Here is an 18,934-nt window from a genome sequence, read left to right as displayed (position 1 = left end):
TATATTTTTAAAAGAATTAATCTTATACATTTGGTTTCCAGTCAACCACTGCTCTGATGAATGCTTCAGCATTTTCAACAGGAACATTCGGTAGAATTCCGTGTCCTAAATTAGCAATGTATCTGTCTTTTCCAAAACGGTTGATCATTTCATTCACCATTTTCTTGATGGTTTCAGGTGTTGAATGAAGTCTTGCAGGATCAAAATTCCCCTGTAGAGTCATCGTATGGTTTGTCAAAGTTCTTGCAAATTCAGGCTTAATAGTCCAGTCTACGCCAAGAGCAGAAGCTTTAGACATCGTCATATCTTCCAGGGCAAACCAGCATCCTTTTCCAAATACTACAACATGAGTAAGCGGGCTTAATGCTTCAACAATCTGGTTGATATATTGCCATGAGAATTCCTGATAATCTGTAGGAGAAAGCATTCCTCCCCAAGAATCGAAAACCTGTACAGCAGAAACTCCTTTTTCTACTTTTCTCTTCAGATAAGCGATTGTAGTGTCTGTAATTTTTTGTAATAATAAATGTGCTGCTTCAGGCTGTTGGAAACAGAAAGATTTTGCAATATCAAATGCTTTGCTTCCTTTTCCTTCTACACAGTAGCAAAGGATGGTCCATGGAGAACCGGCAAAACCGATCAATGGAATATCATTGTCCAGCTTCTGAAGGGTAAGTTCAATAGCATCAAAAACGTATCCTAAAGTATCATTCACATTCGGAGTTTCAATATTCTGAACCTGCTCCATTGTTCTGATAGGAGTATCTAACCATGGGCCCACAGATTCTTTCATTTTGAAATCAATTCCCATTGCCTGTGGAACTACCAGGATATCAGAAAACAGAATCGCGGCATCCAAAGGAAATCTGCGGATAGGCTGTAAAGTGATCTCAGCAGCAAGCTCCGGGGTCTGACATCTTGTAAAGAAATCATACTGATCTCTTAAAGCAATGAATTCCGGCAGATATCTTCCAGCCTGCCTCATCATCCAGACAGGAGGTCTTTCAACGGTTTCTCCGCGAAGTGCTTTTAAATATAGGTCGTTTTTTATCATAATCTATTGTAACTAATATTACCGGCAATATTTCGGTAACAGATATTTTAAACTCTACTTCCGATTTCTTTTCTGATCAATGCAAAGATGGAGGTCAGAGTATTTTCTTCAGAAGTAAAAATTTCTTCCTGCGTATAATTTCTCAGCTCACCGGAAGTGGTTTCGCCAATTGAAAAAAGCTTCATGCCTTCCAGAGAATTTCGCCTTGCAAAACTACGAACTCCGCTCGGACTAAAAAATACTGCAGCATGATATTTTTCAGTTATTACAGGATTGATTTCCTCAGTATTATAAATTGTAACTTTTTTGTACTTAATGTTTTGTAACGGAAGGTCTTTGTCCAGGACATTGATGGCAAGATTGCCACAGAAGTGCAGGAACTGCTCGTGCTGGCATTTTCCAATAATGAATCTGGAAAGAGTTTCAGCATTTTTCAGCACCTTAAATGTTCCAAAACCATGCTTTCTCAGCTCTCTTTTGGTCTTTTCTCCTACACAATAGATCTTGTTATAATTTTTGGCTGTAAAATTCTCATTGGGTTTGAATCTGTTTTTAAAAAAAGAAGCAACTCCATTGACACTGGTGAAAATCAGAGAATAGTTTTTCAGCTCAAAAGGACTGATCATGATAGGTTTAGTCTTAATTACCTCAACACAGTCAACCAAAATATCCTCTCCTAATTCTTTGGATATAATTGTCTGGTCTATATTTTTGGTAAATAAGATTTTCATGTTGTAAGGCTTGAAGCTAGAAGCTGGATGAAGGAAGTTTTTTAAATCTGACTTTTAATTTCTGCCATTAATTCTTTTCCTCCGTTTTCAAGAACAACTTTTGCAAACTTTTCTCCGAAATTCTCGGTTGGAGTATACACAAAGTTTTCATCCACAGCAATGCAGTTTTTCCCATCCAGAGAGCAAAGTGCTGCTTTGAAACGGATCTGATCGCCGATGATTTCTGCAAAAGCTCCGATAGGTGCAGTACAGCCTCCTTCTAAAGTGCTCAGGAAGTTTCTTTCAATTTCTACACAGATCTGAGTCTGTTTGTGGTTGATCTGGCTTACGATCTCATTGATCTCCGGTTTGTCAGTATGTCCGGCTACAGAGATTACCCCTTGTGATGGTGCAGAGATCATTAATGGAAGCATTTCGTAATCAATTTCCATTTTCATTCTTTTGATACCTGCCAAAGATAAAATCGTAGCATCGAAATCTCCGTCTTCAAGTTTTTGAAGTCTGGTTTGAATATTTCCACGGATATCCGAAAAGTCAGTAGTCGGATAATTTCTCAGCCAGAAAGCTCTTCTTCTCAAACTGCTGGTAGCGAGTTTAAGCTCATGGAATTCTTTATTCCTTGAAGATTCTTTTCTGATCAGGATGTCCTGTGGATAATCTCTTTCCAGGTAAGCGATCATCTCAATATTTTGAGGCAATTGAGTAGGAACATCTTTTAAAGAATGTACGGCAATATCAATCTCATCATTCAGTAAGGCGATATCAAGGTCTCTTGTGAAAACCCCGGTAATTCCTAAAGAATAAAGTGGCTGATTAAGGTTCTTATCGCCAGAAGAAACGATAGGAACAATTTCCGTTAAATAATTGTTGTTCTGAAGGTGCCTCGCAACCTCTCTAGCCTGCCAAAGTGCAAGTGCGGAATTTCTCGTTCCGATTCTAATGCTTTTCATTGAATTCGTTGTTTGGTTGTTCAACTAATATTTCGTGCATTAATTTACTAATTTCTTCGGCTTTTAAAGGATTATCGATGATATATTTTGCAAAACGGTTGGTGATTTTCTGGATCATTTTGTCAGAAAGTTCCATGTCCGTGATGTTTATGTATTTATTCTTTTTGTAAAAATTATGCATTTCATTGCGTTCCATATTCTTTAGAACTGCTTTGAAATGATGAATATTGGGTGCCAGCTTTCTCTTTTTCTCCCACTCAATAAAGTCTTTCATCAGTTCCTTAATGATTTTTTCAGCCTTCGGGATTTCTCTTTCTCGCTGTTGAATCGTTTCCTGAATCTGTTTTGAAAGCTCATCTACGTCAATCAGGGTTACATTTTTATTTTCGGTAACATTCTTTTCAACGTTATGAGGAATAGAAAGATCAATGATCAGTGTTTCTTTTCCATTTGGGAAATGAGACTGGTTGACAATAGGATGTTTGGCTCCTGTTGCCACAATAAGAATATCTGTATTTTTTAATTCCTGGTCAAAATCAGAATAATCAACGTGAGGAATATTATATTTCTGGGAAATCTTTTCAGCTTTCTCCTGAGTTCTGTTGGCAATTTTAATTTTCGGCTGATAAACATGTTTTACCAGATTTTCAACGGTATTCTGTCCTATCTCACCTACACCCAAAAGAAGAATGTTTTTTTCAGTAATTCTTTTCTGGCTGTTTAAAATATAATGAACTGCAGCATAGGAAACAGAGGCTGCTCCATTGGAAATGCCGGTTTCATTTTTTATTCTTTTCGAAATCTGAATAGCCGCATTGATAGCTCTCTCCAGATAAGGATTAGAATTTTGTCTTTCTTTTTTGAAACGGCTGTATGCTTTTTTTATTTGCCCGATAATTTCAAAATCTCCGATAATCTGACTTTCTAGACCTGCCGCTACTCTGAAAAGATGAATCAAAGCTTCCTCTTTGGTAAGAATATTAGCGAACTGAAGAAAATCTGTAAGTTGTACCCCAATGGTTTTACAATACTCTTCAGCTACTAAAAGATAATTGGGAGATGTGGTATAAATTTCGGTCCTGTTACAAGTGGAAACAACAAATGCATCACCCAGGTCTTCCTGATGGACTCTGGAAACAAAGTTTTTGATGTTCTCATCAAAGAATGCAAACTTTCCTCTCGTTTCTACATCGGCTTTCTCGTAGCTTATTGAAAGCACGGCAAAATTTGACGTTCGATGAATGTTGGAATACTGTAACATAGGCAGTCGCAAATTTACGATTTTTTTAATTAACCTCTCTCAGATAGTGTATATGATAATTATCGTAAAAAACTATAAAGGGGAATAAAAGGCGTTTCTGGCAGACAGACGAAACGGTAAAATGATAAAATTCCGTGTCGGAAAAGAATTATTGGTGTTTTTAGGTTTTTATTTTGGTCTTCAATGCCGTGTTTTCGTAGTCTTTTTACCCTTTTGTAATTTCCCTTTTTTGCCCATTTAACATTCCATTAATTTTAGTTGAAATCAAACTCTGTAAATGTCTAAATTGAAAGTTAATAAAGAATTATAAATTTTAATAAAATTTTAACCAAATTAAGTTGGTGGGAAATTTCTTTAGTACTGTTAAATTTATATCTTTGTAAACTTAAAATCAGAAGAAAAATATGAGTTTATTTGATATGTTTACGCAAGAAATTGCGATAGACCTTGGAACTGCTAATACCCTAATCATCCATAATAATAAAATTGTTATAGATCAACCTTCAATTGTTGCAATTGAACGTTCATCGGGTAAGCCGATTGCCGTCGGAGAGCAAGCCAAGCATATGCAGGGTAAAACTCACGAGGATATCAAAACAATCCGTCCTTTGAAAGACGGGGTTATTGCTGATTTCCACGCTTCTGAACATATGATCAAGGAATTTATCAAGAAAATTCCTGGAATCAAAGGTAAATTCATTCAACCAGCATTACGAATTGTAATCTGTATCCCTTCTGGTATTACTGAAGTTGAAAAAAGAGCGGTAAGAGACTCCGCTCAGAAAGTAAACGCAAAAGAAGTAAGATTGATCTACGAACCAATGGCAGCTGCAATTGGGGTTGGGATTGACGTTCAAAAGCCTGAAGGAAATATGATCATCGACATAGGTGGTGGTACTACGGAAATTGCTGTGGTAGCTTTAGGAGGTATCGTTTGTGATAAATCTGTGAAGATTGCCGGAGACGTATTTACCAATGATATTGCTTATTACTTAAGAACTCACCATAACCTTTATATCGGAGAAAGAACTGCTGAAAGAATCAAAATTGAAGTAGGTTCTGCAGTAGAAGATCTTGATGTAGATATCGAGGACATTCCGGTACAGGGTAGAGACCTTATTACAGGTAAGCCTAAAGAAATTATGGTTGGATACAAAGAGATTGCACGTGCATTAGACAAATCGATCATCAGAATCGAGGATGCTGTAATGGAAACATTATCTCTTACACCACCGGAATTGGCTGCTGATATTTACAAAACAGGTATTTATCTAGCTGGAGGAGGAGCGCTATTAAGAGGTCTTGCGGACAGAATTCACAAGAAAACAGGTCTTCCTGTATTTGTAGCTGAAGATCCGTTGAGAGCTGTAGTTCGCGGAACAGGTATTGCCCTTAAGAATATGGATAAGTTCAATTTCTTAATTAAATAATTTTAACTTTTTACGACTTTATATCTGAATGGGATTTTTGCTGAGATTATTTTCGAAGAATACTCTTTTCGTCTTCTTTATATTCCTGCAAATTATTGCTCTGGTTTTGATATTCTCAAGAAATGCCATGCAGAAATCCTGGATTGCGGGCCAAACGGCAGCGTTTAATTCCTGGGTTTCCGGATATATTGATGAAGGAGTTTCTTATCTGAAGCTAAAACAGATCAACGAAGATCTTGTGGTTCAGAATAAAGCCCTTATGACTGAGCTCTATGGAAAAGACGGAGAGAAAAATCCTGTTTTCAAAAGAGTTCATGATACCATTGGTGGAGGGCAGATCTATACTTTTGTTGATGGAGAAATTGTTTTCAACAGTATCAACAGAAGAAATAATTATTTTACAATCAACCGTGGCCGTAGAGATGGAGTCTTTCCTCAAATGGGAGTAATGGCGCCAAGAGGTATTGCGGGAATTGTAATCAATTCTACAGACAGTTATGCATTAGTTCAATCCGTGTTAAGTGTTAATAAGATCAGAATTAATGCAGCACTTAAAAACTCAGGGTATTTTGGTACTTTAACATGGAATGGAGATAACTCAAGGGTGATGCACCTGGCGGATATTCCAAAATATGTTGCCTTAAAAGTAGGTGATACTGTCGTTACAGACGGTAAATCTGCTATTTTCCCTAAGGGAGTTACCATCGGTACTATTGCAGGATACTCTGTAGACAATAAAACCGGCTTCTGGGATATTTCCGTAGAGCTGAGTGAAAAAATGGGAGCGTTGAATAAAGTGTATGTAGTGAAGAATCTTAAGAAAGCAGAAGTGCAGAAGATTCAGGACACTATGCAGGCTGTAATAAAAAAAGAAAATGATTAGCAGGACTTTATTTACCGATATATTGATCATGATCTTTCTTGTTGCATTACAAATATTTGTATTGAACAGGATTACCCTTTTCGGGAAATATACTCCGGTATTATATCCTGTGTTTGTCATGTTCTATCCATTTTTCAGAAATAAATTTCAGTTCCTGGCATTGAGCTTTTTAATAGGGCTGTCTATTGACGGTTTCCTTTATTCATGGGGGATCAATGCATTTGCAACAACGTTAATCGCTTATTTCAGAACGTTGATCTTCAGGACTTCCACAGATACGTCTACGGACTTTTTCTCATTCCAGTCCCTTCAATGGGCGCAGTTTTTGCTGTTTTTATTTTCAAGTATTTTCCTGCATCAGCTTTTAGTACAGTATATCGAATTCTTTAAGTTTAGCAGGTTTTTTGAAATATTATTTAATGTGTTGGTGACAAGTGTAATTTCATTTATCTTTATAGTCATCTACGCATTAATATTTAAAATCAAACAAAAAGTTTGAACACACGTTATTTAAAAATTTTTTCCATCCTCGTTATCATCGCCCTTATTTTTGTGGTGAGGCTTGCGTATTTGCAACTGTTTACAGACCGTTATGCCTTAAATGCGGCCAATACCTCCATCAAAACAGAATATGTTATTCCACAGCGTGGAGTTATTTTCGATAGAAATGGGAAAATCATGGTAGGAAACCAGCCTGCTTATGAAATTTCGTTTACCCAGGCTTTGATGAAACCTGATTTTGACACGCTGGCTTTTTGTAGTTTAATGAAAATTACAAAACAGGATTTTATCAATAAAATCAATGTGATCAAAAAGGAAAAATATTATTCTAAGCTGACCCCGATGACTTTCATTAAAGACCTCAGCAGAGAAGATATTGCAAGAGTTCAGGAAATTATTTTTAAATATCCCGCATTTAATATTGTGTCAAGACCTCAGCGCCAGTATGAAGTTTCCACATCCGGAAACCTTCTTGGGTATACGAGTGAGGTGAACGAAAGAGATATCAAAAAAGATTCTATTTACTATTTACCTGGAGACTTTATTGGAAAAACAGGTGTCGAAAAATCCTACGAAAAAGAACTCCGCGGAGTAAAAGGAGTGAAATATATCCAAAAAGATATCAGACTTCGTAATATCGGTTCTTATAAAAACGGATCTCTGGATAAAGATGTAATTACAGGTAAGGATATTACCTTAACCATTGATTACGACCTTCAGAGAACTGCCGAAGAAATGTTGGTCAACAAACACGGCGCAATTGTAGCATTAGACCCTAATAACGGAGAAGTACTAGTGGCTGCAACCGGACCGGATATTGATCCAAACCTTTTTACGGGTCCTTATAAATCAAAAAACTTATACGCCCTTTCAAAAGATACGCTTTACGAGAATAAACCAACTTTTGATCGTGCTTTACAGGCGGGATATCCTCCTGGGTCAACGTTCAAATTATTGACTGCTTTAGCGGCAATGCAGATGGGTGTGATGGATGAGAAAACTATTTTCCCGTGTGGAGGAGGATTCTTCTATAAAGGAAAAAGAATTAAAGGTCACGGTGGAGCAGATCCACTTATTCCTTCCATTCAGGTTTCCAGTAACTGTTTTTTCACCTACGCCTTTATTGCCATTATCAAAAAATATCCGGGAAACCCTTCAAAAGGAGTTGATGAATGGAAAAAAATCATGAGCAGTTTTGGAGTGGGAGAGTTTTTAAATAATGACTTTGCCGTTGGAGCAAGGGGTAGAATACCTTCTGGAGATTTTTACGAAAAAAGATTTAAAGCCATCATGAAGGCAAGCGGTTCTCAGAGAACTGATTTTAAAAACTGGGATGAAATGTCCACCGGTGCTATTTATAACGGAATGGGGCAGGGAGATGTTTTAGTAACTCCTATTCAGCTGGCTAATTATGTAGCTGCTATTGCTAATAAAGGATGGTATTATACGCCTCATATTGTAAAAGGTATCGATGGAAAACCTAATCCTGATCCGAGATTTAAAGTTAAACATCAGACTTTGGTAGATCCAAAACATTTCGAACCGGTCCTTAAAGGTATGGAAGCTGTAGTGTTAAGAGGAACGGCAAGAGGACTGAAATCCAATGACTTTACGCAATTAGCCAAAACAGGAACAGCACAGGTTCCTCAAGGGAAGGATAATTCCATTTTTGTATTGATTGCTCCTGCTGATAAACCCAAAATTGTTGTAGTAGCCGTAATGGAACATGCAGGATTTGGTGCTACATGGGCAGGGCCAGCCTGTACAGTGATTGCTGAAAAATATATTACCGGTGATTTGAAAAGAGAAAATCTTTACAAAAAAATGATTACCTCGAGTTTCATGCCTGAATATAAAAGACAATGGATTGCAGATTTGAAGCGTAAAGGATTATATGTTGATCCTAAACCTGATTCAATCAAACAAAAAAGAATAAAGGATAGTCTGGAATTGGTAAAACAACAAAAGGCTAAGCTACAAAAGAAAATAGAAGAGGAAGCTAAAAAGAATAACACTGCTAAAAAACCTGTAAAGCAATGAAATGGACAGAAGGAATAGATAAACTGGGCCTTGGGCTGTATTTCCTGCTTTGCATTTTTGCCATTGCAAATATTTACAGTGTTGACCAGAAACTAGGAGAGAAGCAATTGGTTTTTTTCTGTATTTCTGTATTTGTAGGGCTTGTTATATTCGTAGGAAGAAGCAAATTCTTTGAGAATATGGCTGGTATTATTTATATAGGCGGGGTTCTGTTATTAGTAGGCCTTTTCCCGTTTGGTAAAGAGATTTTGGGACAAAAGAACTGGTATAAGTTTGGAAGTTTTACCATGCAGCCCGTTGAGTTTGCAAAAATAGGTACAGCTTTGATGCTGGCCAATTTTGTTTCAAGCCCGGATTTTAATATTAAAAATAAAAAATCTATCTGGACTGCCCTTGCTATTATAGGAATTCCGGCAGCAGTCGTTCTGGCTATTCCGGATGTAGGTTCTATGCTTGTGTTCATCGCATTTTTCATCGCATTATATAGAGAAGGATTGAGTGGACTTTTATTTGGAATAGGATTTATTTTTGCCGGAGTTTTTCTGATCTCACTGGCAATTCCTCCCATTTATGTTGCAATCGCGGTTTTAGTGATTGCTGGTGTTTTGATCGCCATGAATTATCATAGAATGTCATGGGACGTGATTTCTATTTCAGGAATTGCAGGTTCTATTCTTATATTGTGCGGACTGGCTTTCGGGTCACCTTATATTTTAGAAAAACTGCCTAAACACCAGAGAGAAAGAATTGAGGTTCTTTACAAAGGTGAAAAGGCATTCAGAGATACTTCCGGGTATAACTTATTATATTCCAAAACAGCCATCGGATCAGGAGGAATCTGGGGAAAAGGATACCGTGAAGGATCCGTTACCCAGGGAAAATTCGTTCCCGAACAGGAAACGGATTATATCTTTTGTACCGTAGGAGAAGAATGGGGCTTTGTAGGAAGTGCAGTTCTTATCCTGTGTTATATGGTCTATATCGGAAGAATCTATTATCTGGCAGAACAGCAGAAATCTACTTTTAACCGGGTATTTGGGTATTGCTTTGCCTCGATTCTGCTGATGCACTTTTCAATCAATTTAGGAATGGTTATGGGGCTTTTCCCTACCGTTGGGATCCCGCTTCCTTATTTCAGTTATGGAGGAAGTTCTTTATTGGCTTTCTCAATGATGACTTTCATCTTCTTTAAGCTTAATTATTCGGATAAGAATAGTTTGGTGTAAAAGAGGGAAGTTGGAAGCTGGATGATGGAAGTTTATCATTGTTCTGCTGATCATTCGTTTTCAAAATCAACTTCATCAACACATTTTTCATGAAACAATCCTATTTCTCAGACGAAGATTTCGAGAGCAAAGATTTCACGCAACTTCCTTTAGAAAAAAGTGAGTACGAAAACTGCACATTCCGAAACTGTAATTTTGAATATGGGAATCTATCTGGTTTCAGCTTTACAGATTGTGAGTTTATCGAGTGTAACCTCAGCATGGCAAAATTGGTAAAAACAGCTTTCCATAACGTGATCTTCAAAGAATGTAAAATGTTTGGACTTCAGTTTAATGATTGTAATGCGTTTGGGCTATCTTTTACGTTTGATGGTAGTGCTTTACATAACTCTGTTTTCTATAAGACATCCGTTAAGAAAACTTTCTTTAAAAATTCCAAATTAATAGAGGTAGATTTCACGGAATGCGATTTGTCTAATGCAGTCTTTAATAACTGTGATCTGTCGGGCGCTGTTTTTTATGGTACAAATCTCGAAAAGACAGATTTCAGGACATCAATCAACTACTCAATAGATCCGGCTTTAAACAGACTTAAAAAGGCTAAATTTTCACTTTCTGAAATCCATGGACTCTTATATAAACTGGATATTGAAATTGATAAGAACAGCTGATCTCCTGGGAGGTATCAGGATTAGTTATAAAAATATAGGTGTTGAATCAATAGGAGTGGGTTTTAACCCGCTTTTCTCTTTAACGGCTATTCCCATTGGCTTTAGGGAAAACTCACCAAAAATGCGCACATAAAAAAGCCATCAGATTTCTGATGGCTTCATTATTTAAATCAATTATTTATAAAATTAAAAATTTGCGGGTGTAGCAAGAGTAGCTGCTGCTAAGTTGTTGTAAGCTTCTCCTTCTTCGTTGATCACTCTCTTGGCAAATCTGAACTTAGGTCCCCAATACGAGTCATTCAGTGAAGAAATCATTACTCCTTTTGATGTTGCTGCGTGGATAAATTTAATCTCACCTTCCTCAGTAACACTTTCTACAATACCTACGTGAGAAATTCTTCTTCCATGAGAAAAGAAGATTAAGTCTCCTTTCTGTAGATCTCCTTTTTCAATTCTTTCCCCTTCCTGAGCCTGAGAAGCTGCTACTCTAGGTAAGCTAAGACCTGCTGCTGCTCCAAATACAGAAAGAACGAAAGCTGAACAATCTATACCGTTTCTGGTTGTTCCTCCATATCTGTAAGGAGTTCCAAGGTATGTTTCAGCTTCTTCAAGGATACCGTCAATGGTTTTATTATGTTTGATTGCTTTGGCAATCTCAGAATTCTTAACTGCTTTTTTTGCACTAGCGATAGATGCTGATTTTTCAGCAAGGAAAGAGTCGATAAGTTTCTGCTTATCTTGCTCCATTTTTTTGTTATCTATAGAAGCTAGTTTGGCATCTGTTTTGTATTCTTTTGTGTAAGTTGCTGGTTTTGAAACCACATAATTTGTAGCACACGATTGCAAAGAAACTGTAGTAACTAAAGCAACTAAATAAAACAAAACTCTTTTCTTCATATATATTTGATTATCCGTGTTAAAAAGGAATATTTATTTTCAAAAGCATTACAAAAGTAGAGATTCCGAGCAAAAGACCCCTGATATGATAATTGTCAGGATCTTATTTTAACACATTTTAACATATAATTTACATATGTTAAAGAAAAATAAACCGCAACAGCCTGTTTTTGGTAAGTGTGCGGTTTTTTTTATTAAGATTCTTTAACAAACTCAATCGATTTTCTTCTAGATATCAGGTTTCGTGATATAAAACTCTAATTTTCAAGGCTGTTAATAAAACAAAAAAATTCCCCGGAAAACCGGGGAATTTAAACTAATATGGAACTTTACAGGACGTTATTTTGTAAACAACATTTCTCTGTATTTTGTCATCGGCCAAAGCTCATCGTCTACCATCATTTCCAATGCATCAGAAGCTTCTCTGATCGGGTCGAATAATGGTTTTACTTTATTACAATAGCTTTCTGCCTGTTTTTGGCTGTCTGAAATACCTTTGGCTGTTTCTCTGGCTTTTAGAAGTTCTTCAACACCAAGTTTAATTTTAGAAACATTTTCAGAAATGCTTGTAATTAAACTCATTTGTTCTTTTGCTAAAGATTTGAACTCTTTATCACCAAAGATTTCTTTAAGACCTTTTACATTTTCAATTAATCTGTTCTGATAATTTAATGCAGAAGGAATGATGTGGTTTCTTGCGATGTCACCTAATACTCTTGATTCGATATCAATTACTGTAGAATATTTCTCTAATTTGATTTCGTTTCTTGCTTCAACTTCTCTGTGGTTGAAAATTCCCATTTCTTCATACAGATCTAGGAATTTCTTATCCATTTCCTGTTTTAAAGCTTCAGGAGTTGTCTTAAGATTGTTCAATCCTCTTTTCTTAGCTTCTTTCGCCCAGTCATCAGAATATCCGTCTCCCTCAAACATAATGTTTTTACACTGCTTGATGTATTCTCTCAATACATTGAAGATCGCTTCGTCCTTCTTAAGACCAGTTTCGATTAAAGCATCCACTTCTTTCTTGAAATCATTAAGCTGTTTTGCTGCAATAGTGTTCATTACCGTCATAGACTCTGCGCAGTTTGCAGAAGAACCTACCGCTCTGATTTCAAATTTATTTCCTGTAAATGCAAAAGGAGAAGTTCTGTTTCTGTCAGTATTGTCTAACAGGATTTCAGGAATTTTTCCAACTACATTTAATTTTAATTCTGTTTTCTCTTCCGGAGATAGTTTTCCGTTGGTTACTTTTTCAAGTTCTTCCAATACGCTGAACAACTGACTTCCGATAAATACGGAGATAATTGCTGGTGGAGCTTCGTTGGCACCAAGTCTGTGGTCATTGCTTGCAGAAGCGATACTTGCTCTTAAAAGGTCTGCATATTCGTGAACCGCTTTAATCGTGTTAACAAAGAATGTTAAGAACTGTAAGTTTTTCTTTGGATTTCTTCCCGGGCTTAAAAGGTTTTCACCAGTATCTGTAGCTAAAGACCAGTTGTTGTGTTTTCCACTTCCGTTTACTCCAGCGAATGGTTTTTCGTGGAAAAGAATGTGGAAGTGGTGTTTGTGAGCTACTCTTGCCATGATGTCCATCAACAAAGAGTTGTGGTCTACAGCAACGTTTACTTCTTCAAACATTGGTGCAAGCTCGAACTGGTTAGGGGCAACCTCGTTATGTCTTGTTGTTGCAGGGATCCCCAATTTCATACATTCGATTTCCAGCTCTTTCATGAAGTTCATTACTCTTGTAGGAATAGAACCGAAATAGTGGTCATCCAATTGCTGTCCTTTTGCAGGAGAATGTCCTAATAATGTCTTCCCTGTTAATACAAGGTCCGGACGGGATTGATATAATGCTGAATCAACAAGGAAATATTCCTGCTCCCAACCCAAAGTAGGAGTTACCTTCGTTACGTTTTTGTCAAAATACTGCATTACGTTAGTTGCAGCTTCATCTACAGCGTTCAAAGCTCTCAAAAGAGGTGCTTTGTAATCTAATGTTTCTCCTGTATAAGAGATAAAGATAGAAGGAATACATAATGTAGTTCCCATAATGAATGCCGGAGATGTAGGATCCCAAGCTGTATAACCTCTTGCTTCAAAAGTATTTCTGATACCTCCGTTAGGGAAAGACGATGCGTCTGGCTCCTGTTGGATAAGCATGTTTCCGCTGAATCTTTCGATGGCTCTACCTCCTTCAATTGGTGTAAAGAAAGAATCATGCTTTTCTGCAGTAGTACCTGTTAAAGGCTGGAACCAGTGCGTGTAGTGTGTTACACCTTTGCTCATTGCCCAGTCTTTCATCGCTACAGCGACCTGATCTGCAATATGTCTCTGGATTTTAGTTCCTTTTTTAATAGCGTCGATAATAGAACCGAATGCTTCTTTCGTTAAATATTCTCTCATGGTTTCTTCTGAGAAAACATTTTTGCAGAATAGCTCTGATAATTTCGCAGGGATCTCAACAGAGTTGTCTTTTCTGAAATCCTTAAATGGAAGGGTTTCTAATGCTTTGAATCTTAAGGTTGACATAATTGGGTTGATTTTTTACAGGGCAAATTTACGAAAAAAATGAATCAAAAACATTTTGACCCTAAAAAAATTAGGGGTGTTTTGAAAATTTATATAATTTAAACAGACGTTTGGTGTTTTTTGAACGGGGTGTTTTTTGATTTATTGTTTAAAACATGAGATTCTGAGCCCGTTTTCTAAGGTAGAAATATAAATGTACTATATGGAGTACAATTTACAATAATTCTACGAGATTAAGCCACTTATTAAAAGACAGTTAAAATAAAGTGGGCAAAGATTTTGTATATTTGTGTGAAATTTATTTTATGACAAATTCTAGAGCAAGAGAAACCACAGAGGCTATTGAAAGACTATACATCTCTATGAGACACCTATTTTATAGAGGATTTTTCAAGCCGGGCGGAGTTTCAGGAGAGAGTATCAGAAGTTTGTTGAAGACCATCAATCCGGAAATCTACGGAACCATGAATATTCCAAGCAAATTGGAACTTGACGGTTTGATGTATGTACTGGACAGACTTCCGGAAGGAATTGAAGAATGCGCTTTTATTCATCTTACATCTGATGAAGGGTTTGATAAAGGAAGTTTCGAACCTATTGTTCCAAAGAAAAGAAGAAGAAACTGTTATAGAATAGACGAACACCAGATGAATATTGAGGTTCTTTTGGGCCGTTCCGAAATTTATGACATTCTTACCCACCTTACCTTCCTTTTTATAGAAGCTGACAAAATCCGTAATCTGGCATTCATCCAGGACGAGAACTGGAAGCCAACACGTGCCTTCAAAATTATTGAAGAAGTGGTAAAAGGTGAAAAGAAATACAGCAGAAAAGAAAAAGAAGTAGCACTTATTCATCTTTCTTCTTTAATAGGAAGATCTTTTGATGAGACTTTAAGAGCTTATAATACTTTTGGTGATGATCACAACCCTGACCGTCTGTTTAAAATCATTTACAACTTAGCAAAAGTAAGTCTTGATGATGCGAAAGGAAGCAGAGAAAGAGAAATTCATTTCAGTTCTATATTAAAAGAAAGAGTAGGTCACCACTATTTTGGAGAAAAATGGGCGAACAAAGTGAAAGAGGTTTTATTTGAAAACAATCTCCACATGCGTCCGCTTCATATTATTTCAGCCAATATGCACTCGGTGAAAAATATGCTGTATGCCAATAATGCCCTTAAAAAGAAGCAGCATCACGAGGTGGATTATAAACTGTACGAAGAGATTTCAAACAAGAAAGAACTTCGTGATAAAGTTTCAAAATATGCTTTGGAGGAAGGAATGATCCATATTGCAGACAAGAGTGGAAGTAATATTGATGTTCAGATCATAGACCTCAGCAAAACAGACCTTAAGAATACACCATTTGCAGACTGCAAATTCGGAGGAGATGATGTAGTGATGGTTTTTGACTATGCATTCGGAGAACAGGCTTTTGAAGTAATGGATGAATTGCTTAGACCTTTTGAGCAGAAAGGAGAAGTTTATATGATGCATGTAAAATCTGTTTCCATTATGGGTAAAGCAGGTATTCTTACGGGAGAGAAAGGAGATATCATGATCCCTACTTCTCATATTTTTGAAGGAACTGCAGATAACTATCCTTTTGAAAATGCTTTAAAACTTGAAGATTTTAAAGATGATGAATTAAAAGCTTTTGAAGGCCCCATGATTACAGTATTGGGAACTTCTCTTCAGAATAAAGATATTCTATTGTACTTTATGAATACTTCATGGAAAGCAATTGGTCTTGAAATGGAAGGTGCTCACTACCAGAAAGCCATTCAGGTAGCATCTAAGATCAGACACCATATTTCACCGGATCTGTTTGTAATGTATGCTTATTATGCATCTGATAATCCATTGGAAACAGGAAGCACATTATCTTCAGGAGGATTAGGTCTTACCGGAGTAAAACCAACGTACCTGATCACTTTAAGAATCCTTGAAAAGATTTTAAGAAGTGGTAAGAAAGAAGCTTCTGCTAAAAAATAATTGTAATTCAATATTATAATATCAACCTCAGATGTATTTTGCATTTGAGGTTTTTTTGTAATTAGTTAAACACGAATGTCACAAATTTATTTGCACAAATTGCACTATTTTATTGTGTTTAAAATAGTGGTTTTCATTGGTGAAATTTGTGTTTAAATAAAAACCTATCTTTAGGAAACATAAATAAAATCTCCATGAGCTCAGTTTCACAACTTGCCAAAAGATTCAGAGAGGTTCTGCTGGATGGTTTCTGGATCGCCAATACGAATTTTAAAGATCAGCTTTCAGAGGTGAGCTGGGAACAGGCGGTAACAAAAGTAGATGCTTTAAATACCATTGCGATGCTTACTTTTCACATTGATTATTATATTGCAGGAATTATCAATGTCTTTGAAGGAGGAGATCTTGAGATCAAAGACAAATTCAGTTTTGATCTTCCTCCCATAGAATCTCAGCAACAATGGGAAGATTTGTTGAATAAACTCTGGACGGATTCTGAAAAGTTTGCCGCATTATTGGAACAAATGCCGGATTCCAAACTTGATGAGGTTTTCGTTGATGAAAAATATGGAACTTACCGAAGAAATATCGACGGAATGATTGAACACAGCTACTATCATCTGGGGCAGATTACTTTAATCAAAAAACTCTTAAAAAATCTATAAGAATATCCACAATCATCTGTGAAAATCTGTGCTATCTGTGGTTAAAAGAATCTTCACATTCATCTTCTCAAGAAATCTGTTCACACCATCTGTGGAAAAAGGAATTTAACAATCCAGATTAAAAGCTATCTAAAACCATAATAAACAGAATAAAACCTCAGAATAACTCCTATTTGAGGTTCTTAGTTAAATTACCTACCTTTAGAAAAAATAAAATTTTAAATGAGAAAATCGGCTGCAATCATTTTTGCGTTTATCATTTCACAATTTCAGGCTCAGCAAGGAGCTTATTATCAGCAGGCTGCGAAGTACAAGATGGATATTGATGTCAATGCTGAAAAATTTACCTATCAGGGAAAACAAACTTTAGAATACACCAACAATTCTCCGGATGAGCTGAATGTGGTATATTTCCACTTATACTGGAATGCTTTCAAGCCTAATTCTATGATGGATCAGAGAGTGGCTTCACAAGGGAAAAATGGTGATGGAAGACTGCAGAAAGATGGTATTTCAAGATTGGCTTCCATTCCTAAAGATCAGGAAGGAACTCAGAATATTCACTGGATTAAACAAAATGGGAAAGACCTTAAATTTGAGGTTCAGGAAACCATTATGAAAGTATATCTGGCAGAACCTATTAAGCCAAATTCTACCACTACCTTTACGATGGATTGGGATTCTGTGATCCCTCAACAGATTAGAAGAAGCGGAAGAAACAATAGAGAAGGAGTGGATATGACAATGACCCAGTGGTATCCGAAAATTGCTGAGTACGATTATGACGGCTGGGCAACTTTTGATTATCTGGGAAGAGAATTCCATGCGCCGTTCTCCGATTTTGATGTTACTATTAAAATCAATAAAGATTATGTGGTAGGAGCAGGAGGAATTCTGGAGAACCCAACAGAAGTAAAAGGCTATGATGCCAATGCTAAAATAAAAACAGAAAAAGATAAAAAGGCAATCTGGAAATGGACAGCAAAAAATATTCTTGATTTTGCATGGAGCGCAGACAGAGATTATTCTGTAGAAAGCTTCAATGTTCCTGAAGGGCCAAAAGTATATCTTGTATATCAGAAAAATGATAAAACGAAGGCATGGGGTGAATCTCAGCCTTATATCACGAAGTATTTCCAGATCATGAATGCTCACTTTGGAAAATATGTGTATCCAACTTACGCATTTATCCAGGGAGGAGATGGCGGAATGGAGTACGGAATGTGTACCATGATTTTAGGAGAAGCTAAAAACGTTAAAGATTTAATGGGCTTAATGGCTCATGAAGGATCTCACTCATGGTATCAGCAGATGCTTGCTACGAATGAATCTGTACGTCCGTGGATGGATGAAGGTTTTACAAGCTATGCAGAAGGGTATACGATGTATCAGCTGTTTCCTGAAGATCTACCCAATCCTTTTGTGGAAAGACTTGATGCTTACAGAAACTTTACAAAAAAAGGAATTGAAGAACCAGCTGTTTGGTTAGGTGATCACCATGATAATGGAACTTCTTACACCTATGCATCTTATGTAAAAGGGGAGTTGTATTTAGTGCAGCTTGGATACATTATGGGAGAGCAGAAGCTAGCCGAAACCTTAAAGCAATATTACGATCAGTGGAGTATGAAGCATCCTTCAGACAGAGATTTCCTTCACATTGCGCAGAAAGTTTCAGGAATGGATCTAAAGTGGTTCCATAACTATTGGATCAATACAACCAAGACGATCGATTATGGAATTAAAGATGTAAAATACGATGCAAAATCTACTACCATTACTTTAATCAACAATGGTCAGGTTCCAATGCCTATTGATTTTGGAGTGATGACAACGGATAAGAAAGTAATCACTTATCAGATTCCAATGAATATGACTCATACATGGAAAGAAAAAGATATCTACGGAGAGTTGAAAACAATGCCTTACTGGCCTTGGACTCAGAAGGAATATACGCTTACTATTCCTTACACAAAATCTCAATTATCTGTTCTGGGAATTGATTTCAGCCAGAGAATTGCAGATGTGAATATGGAGAACAATTTTGTTGAAGTGAAATAACAATAAATATATATAGATAAAAATCCACAGAT

15 protein-coding genes are annotated in these 18,934 nt (G+C 36.6%); 9 read left to right on the top strand and 6 right to left on the bottom strand.

The genetic code is table 11. The features are described 5' to 3' along the window. Positions 1 to 22 precede the first annotated feature (22 nt). The 4 genes from hemE to hemA are packed head-to-tail and all read right to left on the bottom strand — an operon-like array spanning position 23 to position 3,996. Positions 23 to 1,054 carry a uroporphyrinogen decarboxylase gene (gene hemE, locus ACMA47_RS10315; protein ID WP_413929721.1) on the bottom strand — a complete coding sequence of 344 codons (1,032 nt, stop codon included), beginning with the start codon at positions 1,052 to 1,054 and terminating at the stop codon, positions 23 to 25. Positions 1,055 to 1,101: 47 nt separating this feature from the next. Continuing rightward, positions 1,102 to 1,785, bottom strand: coding sequence for a uroporphyrinogen-III synthase (locus ACMA47_RS10310; protein WP_413929720.1), 684 nt, complete (start codon positions 1,783 to 1,785; stop codon positions 1,102 to 1,104). Between the two features lie 41 nt (positions 1,786 to 1,826). Beyond that, positions 1,827 to 2,735 (bottom strand): hydroxymethylbilane synthase, encoded by a 909-nt coding sequence (gene hemC / locus ACMA47_RS10305; RefSeq protein WP_413929719.1) that lies wholly within the window; start codon positions 2,733 to 2,735, stop codon positions 1,827 to 1,829. Then, positions 2,722 to 3,996, bottom strand: coding sequence for a glutamyl-tRNA reductase (hemA, locus tag ACMA47_RS10300; RefSeq protein WP_034691745.1), 1,275 nt, complete (start codon positions 3,994 to 3,996; stop codon positions 2,722 to 2,724). Before hemA ends, hemC begins: the two co-directional genes overlap by 14 nt. Before the next feature lie 404 nt (positions 3,997 to 4,400). Here hemA and ACMA47_RS10295 point away from each other — a divergent pair, with 404 nt between their 5' ends. From ACMA47_RS10295 to ACMA47_RS10270, 6 genes are all read left to right on the top strand, one after another. Beyond that, positions 4,401 to 5,426 carry a rod shape-determining protein gene (locus ACMA47_RS10295; protein ID WP_002982450.1) on the top strand — a complete coding sequence of 342 codons (1,026 nt, stop codon included), beginning with the start codon at positions 4,401 to 4,403 and terminating at the stop codon, positions 5,424 to 5,426. 28 nt (positions 5,427 to 5,454) lie between these two features. After that, positions 5,455 to 6,309, top strand: coding sequence for a rod shape-determining protein MreC (gene mreC, locus ACMA47_RS10290; protein WP_034691743.1), 855 nt, complete (start codon positions 5,455 to 5,457; stop codon positions 6,307 to 6,309). After that, positions 6,302 to 6,808 carry a hypothetical protein gene (locus ACMA47_RS10285; RefSeq protein ID WP_002982456.1) on the top strand — a complete coding sequence of 169 codons (507 nt, stop codon included), beginning with the start codon at positions 6,302 to 6,304 and terminating at the stop codon, positions 6,806 to 6,808. The genes mreC and ACMA47_RS10285 overlap by 8 nt, the downstream gene beginning before the upstream one ends. After that, on the top strand, positions 6,805 to 8,850 hold the full coding sequence (locus tag ACMA47_RS10280) for a peptidoglycan D,D-transpeptidase FtsI family protein (RefSeq protein WP_413929718.1): 2,046 nt from the start codon (positions 6,805 to 6,807) through the stop codon (positions 8,848 to 8,850). The genes ACMA47_RS10285 and ACMA47_RS10280 overlap by 4 nt, the downstream gene beginning before the upstream one ends. Further along, positions 8,847 to 10,076 carry a rod shape-determining protein RodA gene (gene rodA, locus ACMA47_RS10275; RefSeq protein WP_413929717.1) on the top strand — a complete coding sequence of 410 codons (1,230 nt, stop codon included), beginning with the start codon at positions 8,847 to 8,849 and terminating at the stop codon, positions 10,074 to 10,076. The genes ACMA47_RS10280 and rodA overlap by 4 nt, the downstream gene beginning before the upstream one ends. A gap of 89 nt (positions 10,077 to 10,165) precedes the next feature. Beyond that, positions 10,166 to 10,747 carry a pentapeptide repeat-containing protein gene (locus ACMA47_RS10270; RefSeq protein WP_413929716.1) on the top strand — a complete coding sequence of 194 codons (582 nt, stop codon included), beginning with the start codon at positions 10,166 to 10,168 and terminating at the stop codon, positions 10,745 to 10,747. Between the two features lie 186 nt (positions 10,748 to 10,933). Here the strand turns inward: ACMA47_RS10270 and ACMA47_RS10265 are convergent, their stop codons facing one another. Together ACMA47_RS10265 and ACMA47_RS10260 are read right to left on the bottom strand one after the other, a co-directional pair. Beyond that, entirely contained in the window at positions 10,934 to 11,644 is a 711-nt protein-coding gene (locus ACMA47_RS10265; RefSeq protein ID WP_413929715.1) for a C40 family peptidase, read from the bottom strand. 339 nt (positions 11,645 to 11,983) lie between these two features. After that, on the bottom strand, positions 11,984 to 14,179 hold the full coding sequence (locus tag ACMA47_RS10260; RefSeq protein ID WP_034691727.1) for a glutamine synthetase III: 2,196 nt from the start codon (positions 14,177 to 14,179) through the stop codon (positions 11,984 to 11,986). A gap of 305 nt (positions 14,180 to 14,484) precedes the next feature. On the opposite strand from ACMA47_RS10260, the gene ACMA47_RS10255 reads away from it, so the two are divergent. From ACMA47_RS10255 to ACMA47_RS10245, 3 genes are all read left to right on the top strand, one after another. Next, entirely contained in the window at positions 14,485 to 16,176 is a 1,692-nt protein-coding gene (locus ACMA47_RS10255) for a DUF6909 family protein (protein WP_413929714.1), read from the top strand. A gap of 194 nt (positions 16,177 to 16,370) precedes the next feature. Further along, positions 16,371 to 16,841 (top strand): DUF1572 domain-containing protein, encoded by a 471-nt coding sequence (locus ACMA47_RS10250; protein WP_413929713.1) that lies wholly within the window; start codon positions 16,371 to 16,373, stop codon positions 16,839 to 16,841. Between the two features lie 222 nt (positions 16,842 to 17,063). Next, positions 17,064 to 18,902, top strand: coding sequence for a M1 family metallopeptidase (locus tag ACMA47_RS10245; protein ID WP_413929712.1), 1,839 nt, complete (start codon positions 17,064 to 17,066; stop codon positions 18,900 to 18,902). Positions 18,903 to 18,934 lie beyond the last annotated feature (32 nt).

This window comes from Chryseobacterium sp. T20, assembly GCF_047345655.1.
Taxonomy (GTDB): Bacteria; Bacteroidota; Bacteroidia; order Flavobacteriales; family Weeksellaceae; genus Chryseobacterium.
The sequence above is the reverse complement of the archived record's forward strand: the minus strand, read 5'-3'. Positions and strand labels throughout refer to the sequence as shown.